Origin of the sequence: Pararhizobium sp. LjRoot235, from assembly GCF_964254145.1 — a bacterium.
In the GTDB taxonomy this organism is placed as follows: Bacteria; Pseudomonadota; Alphaproteobacteria; order Rhizobiales; family Rhizobiaceae; genus Pararhizobium.
This window is the reverse complement of sequence record NZ_CAXUSP020000002.1, coordinates 43587-61614: the sequence shown is the minus strand read 5'-3', so window position 1 is coordinate 61614 and position 18028 is coordinate 43587. Positions and strand designations below refer to the sequence as shown.

18 protein-coding genes are annotated in these 18028 nt (G+C 59.8%); 13 read left to right on the top strand and 5 right to left on the bottom strand.

Features of this window, described 5'->3' with window-relative positions:
• Nucleotides 1-84 precede the first annotated feature (84 nt).
• The 3 genes from ACSQ2Z_RS20895 to ACSQ2Z_RS20885 form a co-directional block, all read right to left on the bottom strand.
• Complete coding sequence (locus ACSQ2Z_RS20895) at nucleotides 85-396, bottom strand: type II toxin-antitoxin system RelE/ParE family toxin (protein ID WP_436084109.1); 312 nt, start codon at nucleotides 394-396, stop codon at nucleotides 85-87.
• Nucleotides 396-656 (bottom strand): CopG family ribbon-helix-helix protein, encoded by a 261-nt coding sequence (locus ACSQ2Z_RS20890; RefSeq protein ID WP_436083196.1) that lies wholly within the window; start codon nucleotides 654-656, stop codon nucleotides 396-398. Before ACSQ2Z_RS20890 ends, ACSQ2Z_RS20895 begins: the two co-directional genes overlap by 1 nt.
• A gap of 171 nt (nucleotides 657-827) precedes the next feature.
• Nucleotides 828-1625, bottom strand: coding sequence for an NAD-dependent epimerase/dehydratase family protein (locus ACSQ2Z_RS20885; RefSeq protein WP_436084108.1), 798 nt, complete (start codon nucleotides 1623-1625; stop codon nucleotides 828-830).
• 205 nt (nucleotides 1626-1830) lie between these two features.
• Here ACSQ2Z_RS20885 and ACSQ2Z_RS20880 point away from each other — a divergent pair, with 205 nt between their 5' ends.
• From ACSQ2Z_RS20880 to ACSQ2Z_RS20850, 7 genes are all read left to right on the top strand, one after another.
• Nucleotides 1831-2577, top strand: a complete 747-nt coding sequence (locus ACSQ2Z_RS20880) for a FadR/GntR family transcriptional regulator (RefSeq protein ID WP_436083195.1) — start codon at nucleotides 1831-1833, stop codon at nucleotides 2575-2577.
• A gap of 69 nt (nucleotides 2578-2646) precedes the next feature.
• Nucleotides 2647-3552 (top strand): 5-dehydro-4-deoxyglucarate dehydratase, encoded by a 906-nt coding sequence (gene kdgD, locus ACSQ2Z_RS20875; RefSeq protein WP_436083194.1) that lies wholly within the window; start codon nucleotides 2647-2649, stop codon nucleotides 3550-3552.
• A 1-nt stretch (nucleotide 3553) separates the two neighbouring features.
• Nucleotides 3554-4690, top strand: a complete 1137-nt coding sequence (locus ACSQ2Z_RS20870) for a mandelate racemase/muconate lactonizing enzyme family protein (protein WP_436083193.1) — start codon at nucleotides 3554-3556, stop codon at nucleotides 4688-4690.
• Between the two features lies 1 nt (nucleotide 4691).
• Complete coding sequence (locus tag ACSQ2Z_RS20865) at nucleotides 4692-5573, top strand: amidohydrolase family protein (protein WP_436083192.1); 882 nt, start codon at nucleotides 4692-4694, stop codon at nucleotides 5571-5573.
• 60 nt (nucleotides 5574-5633) lie between these two features.
• On the top strand, nucleotides 5634-6608 hold the full coding sequence (locus ACSQ2Z_RS20860) for a TRAP transporter substrate-binding protein (protein WP_436083191.1): 975 nt from the start codon (nucleotides 5634-5636) through the stop codon (nucleotides 6606-6608).
• Nucleotides 6609-6699: 91 nt separating this feature from the next.
• Nucleotides 6700-7221: a TRAP transporter small permease gene (locus ACSQ2Z_RS20855; RefSeq protein WP_436083190.1), complete on the top strand. Its 522-nt coding sequence runs from the start codon at nucleotides 6700-6702 to the stop codon at nucleotides 7219-7221.
• The gene (locus ACSQ2Z_RS20850; protein WP_436083189.1) at nucleotides 7221-8501 is read left to right on the top strand and encodes a TRAP transporter large permease; all 1281 of its coding nucleotides are present in this window, start codon (nucleotides 7221-7223) and stop codon (nucleotides 8499-8501) included. The genes ACSQ2Z_RS20855 and ACSQ2Z_RS20850 overlap by 1 nt, the downstream gene beginning before the upstream one ends.
• 37 nt (nucleotides 8502-8538) lie before the next feature.
• Here the strand turns inward: ACSQ2Z_RS20850 and ACSQ2Z_RS20845 are convergent, their stop codons facing one another.
• Nucleotides 8539-8733, bottom strand: coding sequence for a hypothetical protein (locus ACSQ2Z_RS20845; RefSeq protein WP_436083188.1), 195 nt, complete (start codon nucleotides 8731-8733; stop codon nucleotides 8539-8541).
• A 252-nt stretch (nucleotides 8734-8985) separates the two neighbouring features.
• On the opposite strand from ACSQ2Z_RS20845, the gene ACSQ2Z_RS20840 reads away from it, so the two are divergent.
• Nucleotides 8986-11040, top strand: coding sequence for an O-linked N-acetylglucosamine transferase family protein (locus ACSQ2Z_RS20840; RefSeq protein ID WP_436083187.1), 2055 nt, complete (start codon nucleotides 8986-8988; stop codon nucleotides 11038-11040).
• The gene (locus ACSQ2Z_RS20835; protein WP_436083186.1) at nucleotides 11037-12206 is read left to right on the top strand and encodes a UDP-galactopyranose/dTDP-fucopyranose mutase family protein; all 1170 of its coding nucleotides are present in this window, start codon (nucleotides 11037-11039) and stop codon (nucleotides 12204-12206) included. Before ACSQ2Z_RS20840 ends, ACSQ2Z_RS20835 begins: the two co-directional genes overlap by 4 nt.
• A 134-nt stretch (nucleotides 12207-12340) precedes the next feature.
• Here the strand turns inward: ACSQ2Z_RS20835 and ACSQ2Z_RS20830 are convergent, their stop codons facing one another.
• Complete coding sequence (locus ACSQ2Z_RS20830; protein WP_436083185.1) at nucleotides 12341-13363, bottom strand: LacI family DNA-binding transcriptional regulator; 1023 nt, start codon at nucleotides 13361-13363, stop codon at nucleotides 12341-12343.
• A gap of 359 nt (nucleotides 13364-13722) precedes the next feature.
• On the opposite strand from ACSQ2Z_RS20830, the gene ACSQ2Z_RS20825 reads away from it, so the two are divergent.
• From ACSQ2Z_RS20825 to ACSQ2Z_RS20810, 4 genes are all read left to right on the top strand, one after another.
• The gene (locus ACSQ2Z_RS20825) at nucleotides 13723-14979 is read left to right on the top strand and encodes an ABC transporter substrate-binding protein (RefSeq protein ID WP_436084107.1); all 1257 of its coding nucleotides are present in this window, start codon (nucleotides 13723-13725) and stop codon (nucleotides 14977-14979) included.
• 94 nt (nucleotides 14980-15073) lie between these two features.
• Nucleotides 15074-16057 carry a carbohydrate ABC transporter permease gene (locus ACSQ2Z_RS20820; RefSeq protein ID WP_436083184.1) on the top strand — a complete coding sequence of 328 codons (984 nt, stop codon included), beginning with the start codon at nucleotides 15074-15076 and terminating at the stop codon, nucleotides 16055-16057.
• Nucleotides 16057-16887: a carbohydrate ABC transporter permease gene (locus ACSQ2Z_RS20815; RefSeq protein ID WP_436083183.1), complete on the top strand. Its 831-nt coding sequence runs from the start codon at nucleotides 16057-16059 to the stop codon at nucleotides 16885-16887. The genes ACSQ2Z_RS20820 and ACSQ2Z_RS20815 overlap by 1 nt, the downstream gene beginning before the upstream one ends.
• Before the next feature lie 9 nt (nucleotides 16888-16896).
• Nucleotides 16897-17925 carry an ABC transporter ATP-binding protein gene (locus tag ACSQ2Z_RS20810; protein WP_436083182.1) on the top strand — a complete coding sequence of 343 codons (1029 nt, stop codon included), beginning with the start codon at nucleotides 16897-16899 and terminating at the stop codon, nucleotides 17923-17925.
• Nucleotides 17926-18028 lie beyond the last annotated feature (103 nt).

Sequence of the window (18028 nt, the reverse complement as noted above, 5' to 3'; positions counted from 1 at the left end):
TGATCTGCGTCCCATAAATTAGCCATTCGACGCTGGCATGTCCGATGCGGAAGCGTTGGACGACTTTACGCGAAACGCAGGCAGCTAAATTGATCCCGGCCACTCCTCATCCGGCCAATCGCGCGATGTGTGAATCACGCGCAGGACGGAGATCGTCTCCCGTTCGCCTTCGACGGTGATCGAATAGGCAATGATGTAAGGCAATCCCACGACGATTTTTTCATAGGTGCCGGATACCCGGCCAGGCCTACCGGTCGCCATCTCGCCAATGGCGTTTGCAGTATCCCCGACACGATCGGCGACCCTTTTCGCCGCGAGAGAGTTTTCAGCAGCAATATGAACGATCTGAGCCTTCAGATCATCCAGCGCGTGACGGGACCATTGAACGGGTCGTATCAAGCCCGGCCGGCCTTCACGTCATCGATCGCGGCATAGATTTCAGCCATGGCATCATCATGCGCTACGACGCGCCCGCTCTCAACATCAGCCATGCCACGCTGGATACCTTCGATTATGCCAAGCTCGCGCTCGACATAAGCCGAAACGGCCTCGCCAGCGAGGAACGATTTGCTGCGCCTGGTATCAACGGCAAGCCGCTCGAGCTTTGCCTTAGCTTCGGTAGAAAGACGGATCGTCATAGTAGTGCTGCCAGCCATTGCAATGTTCCATCGTGTCAACTTGTGTACATCCTAGCACACTCGAAACTCAAGGCCAACCACGCCAACCGCTTCAAAAGCCTCTTTCGGTCTCAACCAACTGGATGACTGCTTTCGTGCGCAATGATGCTGTTGCCTATTCAGTCACCCCGCTTTTCATGCCTGCCCCGTTCACTCTTCCGTGAAAATCGGATCCTGCGTAAACTGCCCGCCCTGATAATGCGCCAGCGGCTCAGACGGCGCCGGGCGCGGCACTTTCGCCTCCAGTTCGACGCGGAAGTGCTCCGCATTGTCACCGGGACGCCAGCCGAGATAAGCGGCATGCGAATTGTCCCACCAACGGCTGTCGTTGTCCGAGACGCCCCAGATAATAGGGCAGCCGAGCATGGGCGCGCGGAAGACACAGGCTATCAACGCTTCGAAGTCGTCGTAGGACATCCATGTCGACAGCATGCGGTGGTTCGTCGGCCTTTCCATGCAACTGCCGATCCGCACAAGCGCCGTCTCCTGCCCGAATTTTTCGAAATACATGCGTGCCAGCGCCTCGCCGAAGCATTTCGATACGCCGTAGAGCCCATCCGGTCGCATCGGCGCGGTTGCGTCGATGTGATCGTCCTGCCGATAGAAGCCGACTGTATGGTTGGAGCTCGCAAAGAGAATACGGGGATGGCCATGAGCGCGGGCCGCTTCGTAGAGATTGTAGAGCCCCAAGAGGTTGGCATTCATGATCTTCGAGAACTTGTCCTCGACCGAGATGCCGCCGAGATGAAGGATACCATCGCAGCCTTCGACGAGGCTGTGCACGGCCTCGGCATCACCGAGGTCGCAGATCACCAGTTCCTCATGCGGCGCTGCAGCGCCGAGATCGGCGATATCCGAAATGCGCACCAAGTCGGCGAACTTCGCCATTCTTGCCCGCATCGCGCTGCCCAGCCCACCGGCAGCCCCTGTGATCAGCAGTCGCTTCAAATCCGTACCCTCCACCATGGTTTCTGCAGGCCCCACGGCATGAAATCCGCTATTACGGGCTAGATTCGTCTCAAAAGTCATCATACATGTTGACAAACAACGGTCAACAGGGCGCATATATTGCGAGGATTTCCGTCAACTTGACAGACAAGTTTCCAGGCATTCTCTTGGCGGCGTGGCGCAGAGCGCGAAGGAAGGAGCTCCGATGAGCGTTCAGGTAAGATCCGAGCCGGTAACGGGCACATTGACGGCACGGCTTGGCGATACACTGAGACGAGCAATCGCCGCCGGACAGTTTCCCCCAGGAAGCAAATTGCCAAGCGAAGCGCGGTTGTCAGAGACCCATGGCGTCAGCCGCACTGTGGTGCGCGAGGCGATCGCCGCCCTTCGCGCCGACCGGCTCGTCGAAGCCCGCCAGGGCGCCGGCGTCTTCGTCCTGGAGACATCGCCCACGCCCCCCTCCTCGCTGCTTTCGCTGCAGGATATCGATCCCGCACGCGTTTCCTCGACGATCGAATTGCTGGAGCTCAGGACCGCTGTCGAGGTCGAAGCCGCAGGGCTTGCCGCCCTGCGGCGATCGCCGGCGCAGGAGGAGGTCATCATCGAGCGTCACTATGCCGTGCGCGCTTGCCTGAACGCCGGAGTCTCGAGCGCTGAGGCTGATTTCGCCCTGCACCTTGCCATCGCCGAGGCGACCAACAATCCGCGCTTTCGCGAATTCCTGGCGATGATCGGGCAAAACGTCATTCCGCGCGCGGCCTTGCGTAAGGACGATACCGAAGTCGACCAGCGAGCCTACATCACCATGCTCGATAACGAGCATAATGATATCGTTGTCGCCATCTCCAACGGCGACGAGGAAGGCGCCCGCGACGCCATGCGCCGCCATCTGCGCGGCAGCCAGGCACGTTACAGGGCGCTTTTGCGCGAGCAGCGCAAACCTGTACGATAAGTTATTGACTCCATCTTGTCATACATGTACGACAAGTGTGCCGGAGGAGGCAGGCAGAGGAAATCCAGCATGACGCCGCAAGAGATCAAAGCCACGCTTGGCGCGGGGCTGTTGTCCTTTCCCGTGACGCATTTCGACGCGGAGGGAAAATTCCAGGCCAAAAGCTACCAGCGCCACATCGAATGGCTATCGAGCTACGACGCCCCGGTCCTCTTTGCGGCTGGCGGGACCGGCGAGTTCTTTTCGCTGTCTCCTCAAGAAGTTCCAAATGTGGTCAGGGCGGCAAAGGAAGCCTCCGGCAAGACCGCGATCGTCTCCGGTTGCGGCTATGGCACCGAGGTCGCCGTCGAACTTGCGCGCTCCGTCGAGAAGGCAGGTGCCGACGGCATTCTGCTTCTGCCGCACTATCTGATCGATGCGCCGCAGGAAGGCCTCTACGCCCATGTCAAGCGTATCTGCCAGTCCGTTGGCATCGGCGTCATGGTCTATAACCGCGACAATTCGATACTCGGCGTCGATACGCTGAAGCGTCTCTGCGACGAATGCCCCAATCTGGTCGGCTTCAAGGATGGCACGGGTGATATCGGGCTTATCCGCCAGATTACCGCCACCATGGGCGACCGCCTCACCTATCTCGGCGGAATGCCGACGGCTGAGCTTTTCGCAGAAGCCTATCTTGGGGCAGGATTCACCACCTATTCTTCTGCGGTCTTCAACTTCGTGCCGGCGCTTGCCGTCGAGTTCTACCAGGCGCTGCGCGGCGGCGACAGGACGCGCTGCGAAGCGATCTTGAGGGACTTCTTCTACCCCTTCATGGCGATCCGCAGCCGGCGCAAGGGCTATGCGGTCGCCGCTGTGAAGGCCGGCGTGCGCCTCCAGGGCTTTGACGCCGGCAAAGTCCGCCCTCCCCTCGACGATCTGACGGCGGAAGAAGAAGCCATGCTCGAAAAACTCATCGCACCCTGGAAGCGCTAGGATGAAAATCGCAGCCGTCCATACGCATCTGCTCGAATACCGGCTACCCGTGCCCTTCGAAAGCGCCTCGATGCGCTTCGACCGCCGCGCGCATGTGCTGGTCGAGATCGTCTGCGATGACGGCACCATCGGCTGGGGTGAATGCCTCGGCCCTGCCCGTCCGAATGCTGCGGTCGTGGCCGCTTACAAGCCGTGGCTCATCGGCGCTAATCCGCTTGAGACCGAAAAAATCTGGGCTCGTCTCTACAATGCGTTGCGTGACCAGGGGCAACGTGGCCTCGCCGTGACGGCGCTGTCGGGTATCGATATCGCGCTTTGGGATATCAAGGGCAAGCATTTCAGCGCACCGGTTTCAACATTGCTCGGCGGGCGCTTCCGCGACAAGGTCAGAGCCTATGCGACGGGCAGCTTCAAGCGCGACGGCGTCGACCGGATCGCCGACAATGCGACGGACGCGGCGCGCTATCACGCCGAGGGCTTCCACGCGAGCAAGACGAAAATCGGCTTCGGCGTGAAGGAAGATCTGGCAGTCATTCGCGCCGTGCGCGAGGCCGTTGGGCCTGATATGCGGCTGATGGTCGATGCCAATCACGGCTATGACCCGATGGAAGCGATCGAACTCGGGCGCAGGGCCGCCGAATTCGACATCGACTGGTTCGAGGAGCCGGTGGTGCCGGAACAGCTCGGCGCCTATCGCGAGGTGCGTGCCAAGCAGCCGATTCCGGTCGCGGGCGGCGAAACCTGGCACAGCCGCTGGGGCATGCGCGAGCCGATCGAGACGCGCGCGGTGGATATCATTCAGCCCGATCTCGCCGGCGTCGGCGGGTTCACCGAGGCAAAGCGCGTGGCCGACATGGCAGCGCTGCATGGTATCCGTGTCGTCCCGCATGTTTGGGGCACGGCGGTCCATATCGCGGCCGCGCTTCAGTTCATGGCGGCGATGGTCCCGAGCCCCATGCGTGTCAACCCGATCGAGCCAATACTCGAATTCGACCGCACGGAAAACCCATTCCGCCAGGCCGTCGTCAAAGCGCCGATCGAGCATGCGCGCGGGGTGGTCAAAATCCCCGATGGGCCGGGCCTCGGCATCGAGATCAACCGCGACGCGCTTGCCGAGTTCCGGATGAAGGACGACTGAGATGCTGGTTCGCCCGCTTTCCGGCCGTCCGCTGCAGACGCCCTTGCCGAAAGGCACGGTGGACACGCAGATGCACATGTATCTCCCCGGTTTCCCGGCAAGACCCGGCGGTCCGGACCTGCCGGCCGGCACGTTGCCCGATGCGTCACAATATCGGCAGGTCATGAACTGGCTCGGCATCGACCGGGTGATCATCACCCAGGGCAATGCGCACCAGCGCGACAACACCAATCTGATTGCCTGCCTGGCCGCCATGGGCCGGCTCGCCCGCGGTGTCGCAGCTTTCGGCAGCGACATATCCGATAGCGAACTCGACGCCTTCTTCGCAGCCGGCATCGTCGGCGCGCGCATTATGGATCTGGCCGGCGGTGCTGTCGGCCTGAGTGAACTGGAGGCCATCGACGATCGCTGCGCCGCGCGCGGCTGGATGATCGCCGTTCAATTCGATGGCACCCACATCCTCGACCACGAAGCGCGCCTGAAAAGGCTGAAATCACGCTGGGTCTTCGATCACCATGGCAAATTCTTTTCTGGCGCAACACCCGACGGACCCGAGATCGCGGCCGTCAAGCGGCTTGTCGACCGGGGAAACTGCTGGTTCAAGTTCGCCGGCGTCTACGAGTCCTCAAAGAGTGGCGGCCCCAATTATGCCGACGTCGCCGCCTTTTCGCGCAGCATTGCGGCGCACGCGCCCGAGCGCATCGTCTGGGGCAGCAACTGGCCGCACAATCTGGCTAAGACCCGCGAGGCCTATCCCGACGACGCCGATCTGACCGACACGGTACTTGGCTGGCTGCCCGATGATGCCGCGCGCCAGCTGGCGCTCGTCGATAACCCCGAAAGCCTTTACGGCCTTCCGCGCTTTGGTGGCGGAGGCAGCTGACTGATGCATGCGTCGGGGGCGAGGAGACTCCAGGCGAGGATTTCAAAGGAGGAGAAAGACATGAACATAGCCAAATCGCTTTGCCTGGCCCTGGGTTTGACCCTTGGCGCCGGCACCTTGCATGCCCAGGAAATCACACTCCGCTCGGCCGATATCCATCCCGACGGCTATCCGACGGTCGACGCGGTGAAGTACATGGGCAAACTCGTCTCGCAGCGCACCAATGGCCGTATCAAGATCGAAGTCACCAACAACGCGGCACTTGGCACCGAGAAGGATACGATCGAGCAGACCCGCTTCGGCGTCATCGACATGAACCGCGTCAACGCAGCGCCCTTCAACAACCTCGTGCCGCAGACCGTGGTGCTTGGCCTGCCCTTCCTGTTCCGCTCCACCGAACACATGCACAAGACCGTCGATGGTCCGATCGGCGACGAGGTGCTTGCCGCATTCGAACCGCATGGCCTCATCGGGCTTGCGTTCTACGATTCCGGAGCACGTTCTTTTTACTCGACCAAGAAGCCGATCGAGAAGCTGGATGACCTCAAGGGCATGAAGGTCCGCGTGCAGCAATCCGACCTGTGGATCGCGATGATGGACGCGTTCGGCGCCAATGCAACGCCGATGCCGTTCGGCGAAGTCTACTCGTCGCTCGAGACTGGCGTGGTGGATGCAGCGGAGAACAACTGGCCGTCCTATGAGTCCTCGCGCCATTTCGAAGTTGCGAAGAACTACACGCTGACGGAGCACTCGCTCAATCCGGAAATCCTCGTCATTTCCAAGATGAGCTGGGACAAACTTTCCGCCGATGACCAGAAGGTCCTCAAGGATGCAGCGAAAGAATCCGTCGCCAAGATGCGCGAACTGTGGACCGCGCGAGAAAAGGCTTCGGAGGAAAAGATCCGGGCTGCGGGGGTGAATGTCATCACCGTCGACAAGGCGGAATTCTCCGCTGCGATGAAGCCGGTCTATGATCGCTTCGTCACCGACCCCCAGATGAAGGACCTGCTGGAGCGGATCCGCGCCATCAACTGATGCCATCGGCCAGTCCCGTCGCCTCGACGGGCTGGCCTTCTATTCCCGGACCTCGATTGGACGGCGTCCGGAGCCTATGGAGGAAAAGGCAATGTGGCGTTTCATGCAGGTCCTGCGACCTGTGCTGACCTGGCTGAGCCGGGTATCGCTCTATATTTCGGGGCTGGGTCTGGTGACGATGACACTCCTCGTTGGCTGGCAAGTCTTTGCCCGCTATGTGCTCAACGATACGCCCAGCTGGTCCGAGCCGCTGTCGCTCCATTTGATGTCCTGGTTCATCATTCTCGGCGCCGCCGTTGGCGTGCGCGAGAGCGTCCACCTCGGCCTCGATTTCGTCCGCCATTCCGCGCCACCCATTGTCCAGCGGGCGATGGACCTCCTGAGCCTCGGCCTTATCGTGCTGTTCGGGCTTGCCATGACCGTCTATTCCACCCTACTCGCCGCCGGCACCTGGGCCGCGACCATCCCCGTGCTTGGCTGGCCGGGCGGCGTCGATTTCTTCCCGATGATCGCGGGCGGCGTGTTGATCGCGCTGTTTGCCGCCGAGCGTTTCGTTGACGTCCTCATTGGCGCCGAGATCGCAGCCGATGTGGTCCTGCAGGAGGCCGCATAATGGCTTACACAATTCTCTTTGGCGTCTTCACGCTGCTGATGTTCATCGGCATGCCGATCGCCTTCTGCCTCGGCATCGCCTCGCTCGCCACCGTCGCCTATATCGGCCTGCCGGCAATTGTCGTGTTCCAGCAGATGAATTCCGGCATGAGCGTTTTCGCCATGATGGCGATCCCGTTCTTCATTTTTGCCGGCGACCTCATGGTTCGCGGCGGCATCGCCGAAAGGCTCATCCGCTTTGCGGCCGGTATCGTCGGGCATTTGCGTGGCGGTCTCGGCCAGGTCAATATCGTTGCGGCGACGCTGTTTGGCGGCATTTCCGGCTCGGCCGTGGCCGATGCCTCCGCCGTCGGCGGGCTGATGATCCCGCAGATGGCGGCGCGCGGTTATGACCGCAGCTACGCCGTCAACGTTACGGTAAACGCGGCAATCATCGCCCTCATGATCCCGCCGTCGCACAACATGATCCTCTATTCGATTGCCGCGGGCGGCAACGTCTCCGTCGCCGATCTCTTTACCGCCGGCGTCCTGCCGGGCCTGCTGCTTGCCGCCGCGCTGATGGTTACCGCCTATGTCGTTGCACGACGACAGGGCTATCCGTCGGAACCCTTCCCGGGCTTCTGGCGGCTCAGCTACTATCTCTTTGCTTCCGTGCCCGGGCTGCTGCTGATCGGCATCATTTTCGGGGGCGTGCGTTCCGGGGTGTTCACGGCGACGGAAAGCTCCTGCATCGCGGTCTTCTACGCCTTCCTCGTCGCCATCTTCGTTTACCGCGAGCTCGATTGGCACGGCTTCGTCGAGGCCGTCCTCCAGGCGGTACGCACCACCGCCATGGTGCTTCTCGTCATCGGTACGGCGGCATCGTTCGGCTGGCTGATGGCCTTCCTGCAGGTGCAGCAAGCCATGGTCGCCGCCATTGGCGCCATATCCGACAACCCGATCATCGTGCTCCTTATGATCAATGTCATCCTGCTCCTGCTCGGCACCTTCATGGACATGGCGCCGATGGTCATCATCTGCACGCCGGTGCTCCTGCCGGTGGTCAAGGCCTTCGGGATCGACCCGGTCCATTTCGGCGTCGTCATGATCCTCAATGCCGGCATCGGGCTGAACACCCCGCCCGTCGGCACGGTGCTTTTCGTCGGCTGTGCCGTGGGCGGCATATCGATCCGCGAGGCGATGCGCACGATCTGGCCGTTCTTCGGCGCCAGCATCGCGGTGCTGATGCTGGTCACCTATGTGCCGGCCCTGTCGCTCTGGCTTCCGAGCCTTTTCAAATGAGAAAAGCTGCGTAGAGCTAAGTTGGGTGCACAACACATCAGTGCTGCAGATCATCGATCCCCCGCGCCAGAAGGGTTCCGAAGGCGGTCGCGGCGGCCGACATGTCCGTGGGGATCGCGATAGCAGCATCAGACGGCTTGGGACTGATCTTCAAATCGGGCAAGGGGACGAAAATCCGGCGCCCATCGGCGACCTCCTGCTCGATGCCGACTCGCGTCTGCAATACCGACAAGATGATGTTTTGCCATATCGATCACCAGCCGATCGAATTGGTTCGTGAAAGGCGCTAAAGGTCGAGACAGAGAGCCGTCAGGCGTCAACCGCATCTGCCGCCTTTGTCGCGAGGAAGGACTTTCGGTCCGCGAGCGGAAAGTCAGACGCCCGCCGTCGGCACGCCTAGAGCAAGCTAGCACAATTAATAAGGGGAAACCTATCGCAAGCGGTTGCAACGCCAGCTGTTCATGCCGCAATTTGCGGGATGTCCATGGTTACCGATAATACATCAGCTTCAAGCCCTGTACCGCCTCTCACCGGGATGTTGGACCTTGCGCGCATTCACAGCTTATCCTTGGCGGAGTTGTTTCAGTTTGCAGAAGGCCGCAGTGCCGCCGGACAAAGGGCTGAGGCGGCAGAGATTTACAAGGTCTGGAGTGCATTCAACGAGGCGCATCCCTTCTTGCATCTCGTGTATTTCAATTATTCCGTCACCCTGCGCCAGTTGGGAGACGTTGCGGGATCGATCCACGCGCTGCGTGCGTGCCTGAAGCTTGATCCGCGGTTCGGGCAGGCACATATCAATCTTGGCCGGGCCTTTGAGGACAGCGGCCTTGCCACGCAAGCTATCCAGCAATGGCGCAGTTTCGTGGAGATAACCGCGGAGAGCACGGCTGACCGGGTTATGCATCGCCTGATGGTGCTTCAGCACATCGGTCGCGTCATGGAAAACGCAGGTCTGTTGGAAGAGGCGGAAACCGCTTTGTGGCAGGCAATCGAATTGCGACCCGACAAGACTGAAGCCGGTCAACATTGGAGCGCTCTGCGGCAGCGCCAGTGCAAGTGGCCGATATTGGCTCCCTCCGACCATGTCTCCTTGGGACATTTACTTGATGCCATGTCGCCGCTGACGCTCGCCTGTTATTCCGACGATCCGTTGTTTCAACTGGCCAAAGCCTATCGCTATAATAAATCCTTCGTCGGACGTCCCGACACCAGCGGCTTTGCGCGCAAAACGCCGAAGCAGAAGTCGGGAACCGGCGAGCGACTTCGCGTCGGCTATGTTTCCTCAGATTTGCGTGATCACGCGGTTGGTTTTGCACTGAGAGAAGTGCTGGAACTGCACGATAAGGAAAGCGTTGAAATCTACGCTTATTATTGCGGCGAGCCCGTAGCGAACGACGCAACGCAGACACGGATGAAAAATACCGTCGATTGCTGGCGCGATATCGCCACACTCAGCGACGTGGAGGCAGCAAGCCAAATCGCCGGCGACGACATCGACATTCTGGTCGATGTCAACGGTTACACCAAACATGCGAGAACGAAGATCTTCGCCTACAGACCGGCGCCGGTCATCGTCAATTTTTGCGGTTACCCGGGTTCCATGGGCAGCCCGTTCCACCAATATATGATCACGGACGCGCGCATCGTTCCGCCCGAAAACGAAATCTATTATTCAGAAAAAGTGCTGAGAATTCCATGCAGCCAACCCGTCGACCGCAAGAGGGTGATTGCCGAAAAACCGTCACGAGCGGAGGCGGGGCTGCCTGAAGGCGCTTTCGTTTTTGCATGCTTCAACGGTATGCAAAAGATTACCGAAAGTACCTTTACACAGTGGATGCAGATTCTCATCGCGGCGCCCGGCAGCGTGCTCTGGCTGCTCACCGGAAGCGACAATGTGGATCAACACCTGCGTCAGGCGGCCGAGAAGGCCGGTGTCGCGCCCGAGCGCCTCATTTTCGCGCCCAAGGCACCGAATGCAAAGCATCTCGCTCGAATAGCACTCGCCGATCTCTTCCTTGACACTTTTCCGTATGGGGCGCACTCAACTGCGGCTGATGCTCTGACCGTGGGGTTGCCGGTCCTCACATTCCCCGGCAAGAGCTTCGCGGCACGTTTCTGCCACAGCATTGTTGCAGCCGCTGGCGTTCCGGAATTGATTTGCAGAGGGCCTGAGCACCTTATTGAAACGGCCACCGGATTTGCGAAGGATCCCCAGAGCCTCAAGAAGGTCAGGGAGTCCTTGCAGGCCAAACGGGAAATCAACGAATTGCGCGACATTCCGGCTCTTGCCCGACGCCTCGAAGAGTTGTTCTGGCAAATGCAGGCACAAAGCGAGCGCGGTGAAACACCGGTGCCAGACCTGCTCAATCTCGACATATATTACGAAATCGGGGCCGAACTCGTTCAAGACAATACGGCGTTTTCGGGCGATCGAACCTACCGGCAGCGCTATCTGGAAAAGTTGGCGGCATGGAACGATTATGAGCCGATTCCCCACGACAACCGCTTGTGGACGCAAGCAGCGGCTTCAAAGAGATGAGCAAGAACAGGGCCGGAACCGGAAAAATTGCGGTGGTCGGCGCCGGCCTTTCAGGTGCGGTCATCGGACGCGAACTCGCAGAAGCGGGTCATGAGATCGAAATCTTCGACACGCGCAGCCATATAGCCGGGAATTGCCACACAGAGCGCGACAAAGAAACCGGAGTCATGGTCCATGTCTATGGGCCGCATATTTTCCACACGGATGACAGAGAAGTCTGGGAGCATGTGAACCGCTTCCAGGCGTTCATGCCCTACAAAAACCGCGTCAAAACGACAAGCAAGGGGCAAGTCTATTCCCTGCCTATCAATCTGCATACGATCAACCAGTTTTTCGGCAAGGCTTTCAGGCCTGACGAGGCGCGCGCCTTCATTGAGGATCTGGCCGACAAAGCCATAGAAGACCCAAAAACCTTTGAAGACCAGGCGCTCCGCTTCGTCGGCAAGGACCTGTATGACGCCTTCTTTAAGGGATATACGCAGAAACAATGGGGCTGCTCACCAAACGAACTGCCGGCTTCCATCCTGAAACGACTTCCGGTGCGTTTCAACTACGACGACAACTACTTCTTCCATAGATACCAGGGCATGCCGCAAAACGGCTACACCGATATGGTCGGGCGAATTCTCGATCATGCAAACATTGCGGTCCATCTCGAAACGGGGGTTCACCGTAGCCAGGGCAAAGACTTCACTCACATGTTCTATTCCGGTCCGCTCGACGGCTATTTCGACTACGAATATGGCCGTTTGGGATATCGCACGCTGGATTTCGAACGCTTCACCTATAAGGGCGACTACCAGGGTTGTGCGGTCATGAACTACGGGGATGTTTCCACGCCCTATACGCGCGTGACCGAGCACAAGCATTTCTCACCATGGGAAGACCATGCCGGCTCCGTCTGCTATCGCGAGTTTTCCCGCGCCTGCGGCCCGCAGGACATTCCCTACTATCCGATCCGCCTGATAGACGATAAGGAGCAACTTGCCCAATATGTCGCGCGAGCAGCACGGGAAACCTCAGTCACCTTCGTCGGTCGGCTTGGAACATACCGATATCTCGACATGGATGTGACGATCCGCGAGGCGCTGGACACCGCACGGCTCTTTCTGTCCAGAAACGCCGGGAACGCACCAATGCCTGCATTCCTGCATCCGCCGGTCTAGCACGAAGCCAGACGTGTCTCGTTCATTTCATGCTCGCAGAGCTGGTCCATGGTCAACAAGGCAGATTTCCCGATTTGACGAGGCCGCTACATGGCCGAGATGGCTGTTATGCGAGCCAGCCATGCCGTCATGCCTTAGGAAGGTGCGGTGACCGGACCAGTCGACTCCCGCAGGATCAATTCAACGGGCCAAAGTTCGTGGATTTCCGTCGGAGACTTGCCTGCAAGGAGCTCCAGGGCCAGTTCCGCCGAGCGCATACCGGCAGCGCGCATGGATGACCGCGTCGTCGACAGCGACGGAGCCATGTTGTCGGCGTTCAGATAAGGGAAGACGTCGTCGTGGGCGATGACTGAAATATCCTTGCCGACGACAAGGTTGAGAGATCGGGCGGCCCGATAGACGCCGAGCGCCGTCATCATCGAGCCTGCGACGAGAGCTGTCGGGCGCGGTGATTGTTCGAGGAAGGCCCGCGCGAACCGGAAGCCGACCTCGTCGGTGAAACTGCCGTGGGCGACCAGGAGCGGATCGAACGGCACGCCGCGCTCGACAAGCGCGTCACGATACCCCTTGTCGCGATGCATGGAAAACGTGACCCCCGGGCGGCCATTGATCATCGCGATCCGCCTGTGCCCAAGATCGAGCAGCTGCGCGGTGGCGCGCTTGCTCACGCCTTCGTTGTCGATATCAAGCCAGGCATAGGGGACATCCGTTTCGGACCGGCCATGAACCAGAAACGGCATGCCGAGTTTGTGGAGCAGGGCGATGCGCTCGTCATGGGGTCTCGGCGCATTGACGATGATGGCGTCGACCCGCCGGCTTCCCACGAGCCGGCCAAAGAGTTGCATCTCATCTTTGGCGTCGTGTTCGACTATCGGGCTGACGAGAATGTCGATGTCCTCGCCCCCAAGGCGCTCGCCCATTCCGCTCAGGAATTCAGCGAAATTACCTTCCCGCCCCTTCTCCATCAATATGCCGATAGCACCCACACGTCCGGTCACGAGGCGAACAGCGTTGATATTCGGCCGGTAGCCGAGGCGTATCGCCGCATCGGCTACGCGCTTGCGGGTGCTTTCGCGCACTTCCGGATAACCGCTCAGGGCTCGGCTTACCGTGGTCGGCGACAGGTCGAGATGCTTGGCAAAGTCTTTGAGTTTCATATAGTCCGACGCGATTTCGCATGCTGATTAATAGCTATAGCTCGGCCACCCCATACCAGCAATCCATCTCGCGGCGAGATCGTGTTCTCCGGCCACGATTAAATTAAAACGTTTTCAAATCGTTATTCGAATCAAACGCTTCGCCCCACGCCTGAAAAACAGATGGAAACCGCCAGGTTCCAGCTATCATATTGAATATAATCATTTCTTGTTGCTGACACATGAATTAATGGCGCAGTCATTCGTTGTGGCCTTGACTCGTTTTCCCGTTTCTGACAGTTTTTCTTCTACCAAAGCGCTTTCGATTTTGCTGATCCGGTTTCAGCGTGCGCTTGGAGGCCTGGGAGGAGCCGATGACCATGAAACTTTTTGCGACAGCCGTAATTGTGGGCGCGATCACCAGCGGCAGTGCTTTTGCCGCCGAACTCTCGATGGCTGCAAGCGCGACCGGCAAGGGTGCCGAATTCCTCCGCGCGCGCCTTGCCGAGTTCGAGGCGAAAACGGGCAACAAGGTCAATCTCGTGACGATGCCCGCATCGAGCAGCGAACAGTTCGGGCAGTACCGCCTCTGGCTCGCAGCCGGAAATACGGATGTCGATGTCTACCAGACCGATGTCATCTGGGCGCCCCAGCTTGCCGATCAGTTCGTCGACCTGACCGAAGCGACGAAGGATGTGACGTCTGCGTTCTTCCCGTCAGTCATTCAGTCGCAGACAGTCAACGGCAAGCTTGTCGCCTTGCCGATGTTCACCGACGCCCCTGCCATGTACTACCGCAAGGACCTTCTCGAAAAATACGGCAAGCAGCCCCCCAAGACCTGGGATGAGCTGGCGGCAACGGCAAAGGAAATCCAGGAGAAGGAACGCGTCGCCGGGCAATCGGATTTCTGGGGCTTCGTGTTTCAGGCCAATGCCTATGAGGGCTTGACCTGCAACGCGCTCGAATGGATCAAATCCTCGGACGGCGGACAGATCGTCGAGCCGGACGGAACGATTTCCATCAACAACGAAAAGGCCGCCGCCGCCATCGACCGTGCCAGGGGCTGGATCGGCACCATTGCGCCGGAGGGAGTGCTCGCCTACCAGGAGGAAGAGGCCCGCGGCGTCTGGCAGACCGGCAAGGCCGCCTTCATGCGCAACTGGCCCTATGCCTATGCGCTCGGCAATGCAAACGACAGCGCGATCAAGGGCAAGTTCGACGTCATGCCGCTTCCCGTCGCTGCCGCGGGCGACCAGCCGTCGTCCGCTCTCGGCGGCTGGAACGGGGCCGTCTCGAAATATTCGGACGAAAAGGAGGCAGCGATCGAACTGGTGAAGTTCCTTGCCTCGAGCGAGGTGCAGAAGAAGCGCGCGATCGAACAGGCAATTCTCCCGACCCTGCCGGCTCTCTACGACGACGCTGACATTGCCGCCAGCCAGCCCTTCATGGCGAACTGGAAGCCGATCTTCGAAAAAGCCGTGCCGCGCCCCTCGGCAGTGACAAAGGTCAAATACAACGAAGTCTCGTCGGATTTCTGGGGGGCGGTGCACAACACGCTTTCCGGAAACGGGTCGGCTGCCGAGAACCTCGAATTGCTCGAAGCCGAACTGACGGAGCTCAAAGGCGACGCCTGGTAATTGCATTCAGCCGCGGACGGCAGCCGGTCGTGGCGCCGTCCGCATGTTCGATGCTTCCGGTCCTCGCCGGATGACAACCAGTGGGCAAATCGTCATGACCGAGCTTTCTCTAGAATCCGCTTCGACTGTTCCAGTGGCCCGCAGCGCGATCGGGTCCGATCTGCGTATGCAGCGCGTCCGTTCAGCCTGGATATTCCTGGCGCCGACCCTGTTTGTTCTCGCCGTCGTCGCAGGCTGGCCACTGATGAGAACCATCTATTTCAGCTTCACCGATGCGTCGCTGACCAACTTGTCCGGCGCGGAGTTTGTCGGCCTCAAGAACTACTTATCGTGGATCACCCTGAAAAGCGGCCGCACTGTCTTTAGCGGTCTCCTCGCCGATCCGGCCTGGTGGGGCGCCGTATGGAATACTCTGAAATTCACACTGATCTCCGTCAGCATCGAGACCGCGCTCGGTTTGATCGTAGCGCTTGTCCTGAATGCGGAATTTCCCGGCCGCGGCCTTGTGCGCGCCGCGATCCTCATTCCGTGGGCCATTCCGACGATCGTTTCCGCCAAGATGTGGGCCTGGATGCTCAATGATCAGTTTGGCATCTTGAACGATATCCTGCTCGGCCTCGGCCTGATCAGCCAGAAGATCGCCTGGACGGCCAGTCCGGATACGGCGATGATCGCGGTGCTGGTCGTCGATGTCTGGAAGACCACGCCGTTCATGGCGTTGCTGATCCTCGCCGGCCTGCAGATGGTTCCCGGCGATATCTACGAGGCTGCACGCATCGACGGTATTCATCCGGTACGGGTCTTCTGGCGGTTGACGCTGCCGCTCATCCGCCCGGCGCTGATGGTCGCCGTCATCTTCCGCATGCTCGACTCACTGCGCATATTCGATCTCATCTATGTGCTGACGCCCAACAACGCACAGACGCGAACCATGTCGGTGCTTGCCCGCGAAAACCTCTTCGAATTCGACAAATTCGCCTACGGAGCGGCAGCCTCGACCATGCTGTTCCTGATCCTCGCAACGATCACGGTTCTCTACATGTGGCTGGGCCGCGTCAATCTGGAAGGAGAGCGCTGATGGTTGCTACACTTGCAAAACGCTCAGCGTTTTATGCGCTCGTCACCGTCATCATCGTCATCTCGGTATTTCCTTTCTATTACGCGATTCTCACCAGCTTCAAATCCGGTACGGCCTTGTTCCGGGTGGATTACTGGCCGACATCCCTGTCGCTGGCAAACTATACCGGGGTTCTGTCGGGTGGTAGCTTTCTTCGAAATCTCGGCAATTCGCTGATGATCGCCGGACTGGTGGTGGCTCTTTCGCTGCTGCTCGCAGTCACGGCATCCTTTGCACTGGCGCGGGTGTCGTTCCGCGGGCGATCCCTGCTGCTTTTGACGATCCTCGCCGTCTCGATGTTTCCAAGTATCGCGGTGCTCGCCGGGCTATTCGAGCTTCTCCGCTGGATCGGCATTTTAAACACGCCGTTCGCGCTGATCTTTTCCTACATGATCTTCACGCTGCCATTTACGGTGTGGGTGCTGACCACCTTCATGCGGGACCTGCCGATCGAGATCGAGGAAGCGGCCATCGTCGACGGCGCCTCACCCTGGGTGATCATCACGCGGGTGTTCATGCCACTGATGTGGCCGGCGCTCGTGACGACAGGGTTGCTTGCCTTTATCGCCGCCTGGAACGAGTTCCTGTTCGCCCTGACATTCACGTCGTCGGATACCCAGCGGACGGTTCCCGTGGCCATCGCCATGCTTTCGGGCGGTAGTCAGTTTGAAATTCCCTGGGGCAGCATCATGGCCGCGTCGGTGACCGTCACGGTTCCCCTCGTGATCCTCGTGCTGATCTTTCAGCGGCGGATCATATCCGGCCTCACCGCCGGCGGCGTCAAAGGATAGGAGAATAAAATGGCAGAGATCCAACTGCGGGATATCCGTAAGTCCTTTGGCGCCTACGAGGTCATCAAGGGCGTCAGCATGGACATCCGGGCGGGCGAATTCATGGTGTTCGTCGGTCCTTCCGGCTGCGGCAAGTCCACACTGCTACGGCTCGTTGCGGGCCTCGAAGAAATCAGCTCGGGCACGCTTTCATTCGACGGAAAGGTCGTCAATCAGCTGACGCCGCCCAAGCGCGGCATTGCCATGGTGTTCCAGTCCTATGCGCTCTATCCGCATATGACGGTCTACGAGAACATGGCCTTCGGCATGCAGCTCGCCGGCCGTGACAAGGCGCAATGCAAGCAACGGGTGGAAGCGGCAGCAGAGATGCTGCAACTCACGCCTTATCTCGAGCGCCTGCCCCGACAGCTTTCGGGCGGCCAGCGCCAGCGCGTGGCAATTGGCCGGGCCATCGTGCGCGATCCAAAAGTGTTCTTGTTCGACGAACCGCTGTCGAACCTGGACGCGGCATTGCGCGTGGCAACGCGCCTGGAGATCGCCAAGCTCCATCGCAGCATGCACAAGACGACGATGATCTACGTCACCCACGACCAGGTGGAGGCTATGACGCTAGCGGATCGCATCTGCGTGCTCAGGGACGGGCTCGTCGAGCAGATCGGCACCCCCTTGGAACTCTATGAGAGCCCCAATTCGCTTTTCGTCGCCGGCTTTATCGGCTCGCCGAAAATGAACTTCCTCTCCGGCGACTTCGCGCGACCCTATGATACCCATACGATCGGCATCCGTGCCGAGCATATCGAGATCACGCCGTACGAGGGGCGGTGGACCGGAACGGTCGTTCATTCGGAAATTCTCGGCTCCGACAGTTTTGTCTATCTCGATGTCGGATCGGCGGAACCGCTGATCGTTCGGGAAAACGGTGTCTCCGGACATCAACCCGGCCAAAGACTGCAAATCACACCGATGGAAGGCCGCGTGCATCGTTTCGACGAGGCCGGGCGGGCCCTCGTCACGGCAAAAATGCGCGGTGCCGCTTAGGTGCCCGCGAAATTACCGTCCTGCGCGGGCCGACGCTGCATCAGGCCGGCAACCCCGGTTGCAGATGATGCAAGCGATCTGTCGTCTTATCCTCGGCACCCCG

Bases quoted from the DNA above. Each gene is read 5' to 3' on its own strand.
- ACSQ2Z_RS20825 (WP_436084107.1), top strand. From the start codon at position 13,723: ATGAAACTTTTTGCGACAGCCGTAATTGTGGGCGCGATCACCAGCGGC.
- ACSQ2Z_RS20860 (WP_436083191.1), top strand. From the start codon at position 5,634: ATGAACATAGCCAAATCGCTTTGCCTGGCCCTGGGTTTGACCCTTGGC.
- ACSQ2Z_RS20890 (WP_436083196.1), bottom strand. From the start codon at position 656: ATGGCTGGCAGCACTACTATGACGATCCGTCTTTCTACCGAAGCTAAG.
- ACSQ2Z_RS20815 (WP_436083183.1), top strand. From the start codon at position 16,057: ATGGTTGCTACACTTGCAAAACGCTCAGCGTTTTATGCGCTCGTCACC.
- ACSQ2Z_RS20810 (WP_436083182.1), top strand. From the start codon at position 16,897: ATGGCAGAGATCCAACTGCGGGATATCCGTAAGTCCTTTGGCGCCTAC.
- ACSQ2Z_RS20850 (WP_436083189.1), top strand. From the start codon at position 7,221: ATGGCTTACACAATTCTCTTTGGCGTCTTCACGCTGCTGATGTTCATC.
- ACSQ2Z_RS20880 (WP_436083195.1), top strand. From the start codon at position 1,831: ATGAGCGTTCAGGTAAGATCCGAGCCGGTAACGGGCACATTGACGGCA.
- ACSQ2Z_RS20865 (WP_436083192.1), top strand. From the start codon at position 4,692: ATGCTGGTTCGCCCGCTTTCCGGCCGTCCGCTGCAGACGCCCTTGCCG.
- ACSQ2Z_RS20835 (WP_436083186.1), top strand. From the start codon at position 11,037: ATGAGCAAGAACAGGGCCGGAACCGGAAAAATTGCGGTGGTCGGCGCC.
- ACSQ2Z_RS20830 (WP_436083185.1), bottom strand. From the start codon at position 13,363: ATGAAACTCAAAGACTTTGCCAAGCATCTCGACCTGTCGCCGACCACG.
- ACSQ2Z_RS20870 (WP_436083193.1), top strand. From the start codon at position 3,554: ATGAAAATCGCAGCCGTCCATACGCATCTGCTCGAATACCGGCTACCC.
- ACSQ2Z_RS20840 (WP_436083187.1), top strand. From the start codon at position 8,986: ATGGTTACCGATAATACATCAGCTTCAAGCCCTGTACCGCCTCTCACC.
- kdgD (WP_436083194.1), top strand. From the start codon at position 2,647: ATGACGCCGCAAGAGATCAAAGCCACGCTTGGCGCGGGGCTGTTGTCC.
- ACSQ2Z_RS20820 (WP_436083184.1), top strand. From the start codon at position 15,074: ATGACCGAGCTTTCTCTAGAATCCGCTTCGACTGTTCCAGTGGCCCGC.
- ACSQ2Z_RS20855 (WP_436083190.1), top strand. From the start codon at position 6,700: ATGTGGCGTTTCATGCAGGTCCTGCGACCTGTGCTGACCTGGCTGAGC.